Origin of the sequence: Thiohalophilus sp. (assembly GCF_046483665.1) — a bacterium.
Classification (GTDB): domain Bacteria; phylum Pseudomonadota; class Gammaproteobacteria; order UBA6429; family Thiohalophilaceae; genus Thiohalophilus.
Genome location: NZ_JAWOCR010000045.1, coordinates 1 through 2,890, shown reverse-complemented (window position 1 = coordinate 2,890; position 2,890 = coordinate 1). Strand labels below are relative to the sequence as shown.

Below are 2,890 nucleotides of genomic sequence, written 5' to 3'. Positions count from 1 at the left end.
GACCCAAAAGACAATAAATAGGAGACGGGGGTTTCCAGAAGGAGATATTCGGTATGAATCACGATTCAACCGATTCAAAACTCAAACGCGTTGCATTCGTCGGTAATTACTCGCCGCGCCAGTGTGGCATCGCCACATTTACCACCGATTTGTGTGAGGCCATCGCCACTCAATATCCGCAGAAGACCTGTATTGCTCTACCGGTCAATGATATCGAGATCGGTTATGACTATCCGTCCCGTGTTCGGTTTGAACTCACAGAGAAGGATGTTGATTCCTATCGCCGCGCGGCTGACTTCCTGAACATCAGTAATGTCGACCTCGTATCGCTGCAACACGAGTACGGTATTTTCGGCGGAATTGCGGGCAGCCACATCCTGGTGCTACTACGAGAATTGAGAATGCCCATTGTCACGACACTTCACACCATCCTATGCGACCCCGACCCCGATCAGAAGCGGGTGTTGAAAGAAATCGCGGCTTTATCTGATCGACTGGTTGTTATGAGTAAGCGCGGCGCGGAATTTCTGAATGGGGTCTATAGCGTACCACCGGAGAAGATTGATCTGATCCCGCACGGGATCCCTGATGTGCCTTTTGCGGATCCAAGTTTCTACAAAGACCTGTTTGGAGTAGAAGGCAAAACCGTCCTGCTGAGCTTTGGCTTGCTTTCGGCGAGTAAAGGCTTCGAAAACGTCATCGCCGCTATGCCCGCCATTTTAGCCCAGCACCCGAATGTGGTCTACCTCGTCCTCGGCGCGACCCACCCCCAAGTATTGCTGAATGAGGGGGAAGCATACAGGCTGTCACTGCAATGGCTGGCTCAGGAAAAAGGCGTGGACGGTCAGGTTATCTTCTACAACAGCTTTATCAGTTTGGAAAAGCTCGTTGAATTCATCAGTGCCGCGGATATTTACATTACACCCTATCTCAATGAAGCACAAATCACCTCCGGCACACTCGCCTATGCCCTGGGAGCGGGCAAGGCGGTGATTTCGACACCATACTGGTATGCGGAAGAGATGCTTGCTGAAGGACGGGGAGTGCTAGTGCCGTTCCGAGACTCAGCAGCTCTGGCCGATCACGTGATTAACCTATTAGATAACGAGTCCGAGCGTCATGCCATGCGCAAGCGGGCCTATGTGTTTGGGAGAGAGATGATCTGGCCGCACGTAGCGAAACGTTATATGGAGAGTTTTGAAAGTGCACGCGCGAAGCGCCGTCATTTTACTCACCCGGGCTTCGCTGTTAAGCCTCTGGACAAACGCCCGGGTGAACTGCCGCCTCTCAAGCTGGACCACTTGCATCATATGACGGACGGAACCGGCATCTTGCAGCACGCCATTTTCACGGTACCCAACTATCGCGAAGGCTATACAGTCGACGACAATGCCCGCGCGTTGATGGTGAGTGCTCTCATGGAAGCCCTGGGTAACAAAGAGGCCCTAGAACTGGGCTCCCGTTATCTCGCCTTTATCTGGTATGCCTTCAATACTGCAAACGGACGCTTCCGTAACTTTATGGATTACCAGCGCCACTGGTTGGAAGAAGTCGGTTCTGACGACAGTCATGGACGCACGTTGTGGGCGTTAGGCACCGTGTTAGGCCGCTCGAACGTAGCGGCCTTGCACAGTATGGCAGGATGGGTATTCGAACAAGCCTTGCCTCCTATTCTTGAAACAACCAGTCCTCGCGCCTGGGCTTTCGCGATCATGGGAATCCAGGAATACCTGCATCGATTTTCCGGTGATAGCCGGGCAAACCATGTCCGCGAGGAATTATCCGAGCGGCTGCTGATGTTGTATCAGAGCCATAATTCAGATGAATGGCGCTGGTATGAAGACCGGCTGACCTATTGCAACGCCGCGTTACCACATGCAGTACTCCTCTGTGGCCATGCGATGTCCAATCCCTCCATGACCGAAGCTGGATTGGAATCGCTAAGTTGGTTGGCCAATCTACAGCACTCAGACAGGAGGTATTACGTTCCTATCGGCTCCAATGGTTTTTATCCGCAGGGTGGTAAACGGGCCATATTCGATCAACAGCCGGTGGAAGCACAGACGATGATCTCCGCCTGTCTCGCAGCCTACCAGATCACGCTCGATGACCGCTGGCGTAAGGAGGCCCGCCGCGTCTTTGAATGGTTTCTTGGCCATAATAGCCTGGATTTGCCGGTGTATGATCCGACGACTGGAGGTTGTCGAGACGGTCTGCATCCCGATCGCGTGAACGAAAATCAGGGCGCAGAATCGACACTGGCCTTTCTCCAGGCGCTGCTGGAACTGCGTCTAGCTGAGACTTTTATTGCCCTGGAGGACCAAAGCTAAAGCTAATGAATAATCAACACCTTGAGCTTTTCAAACGTCATGAACACAATCCCATACTGACCGCGGCCGATTGGCCTTATCCGGTCAATAGCGTGTTCAACCCCGGTGCGACGTTGCTACATGACGGAACCACTCTGCTGCTGTGTCGTGTCGAAGATCGCAGCGGACTTTCGCACTTGTGCGCTGCCCGCTCCGCTAATGGTATAGATGGCTGGGAAATTGATAGACAGCCTACTCTTATGCCTGATGCAGATAACTACCCTGAAGAACTGTGGGGTATTGAAGACCCGCGCATCACCTATGTCTCTGAAATAAAAAAGTATGTTGTCGTTTATACCGCCTTCTCCAGTAGCGGTCCAGGGGTGGCGCTTGCGCTCACAGATGATTTCTATGCCTTCGAACGTTATGGCATGATTATGGCGCCGGAGGATAAGGATGCTGCCTTGTTTCCACATCGAATTGGCGACCATTGGGTATTGATCCATCGCCCAGTCAGTGGATCGGGGGCGCATATGTGGCTGTCCTACTCGCCAGACTTGCGGCACTGGGGTAGTCACAAG

At 52.8% G+C, this 2,890-nt stretch carries 1 protein-coding gene and 1 pseudogene; both read left to right on the top strand.

Features of this window, described 5'->3' with window-relative positions:
* The first annotated feature begins 53 nt into the window (after positions 1–53).
* On the top strand, positions 54–2,330 hold the full coding sequence (locus R6U90_RS10090; protein WP_410352563.1) for a glycosyltransferase family 4 protein: 2,277 nt from the start codon (positions 54–56) through the stop codon (positions 2,328–2,330).
* Between the two features lie 5 nt (positions 2,331–2,335).
* Positions 2,336–2,890 (top strand): annotated as a pseudogene (locus tag R6U90_RS10085) (glycosidase); the annotation flags it as partial.

Bases quoted from the DNA above. Each gene is read 5' to 3' on its own strand.
- R6U90_RS10090 (WP_410352563.1), top strand. From the start codon at position 54: ATGAATCACGATTCAACCGATTCAAAACTCAAACGCGTTGCATTCGTC.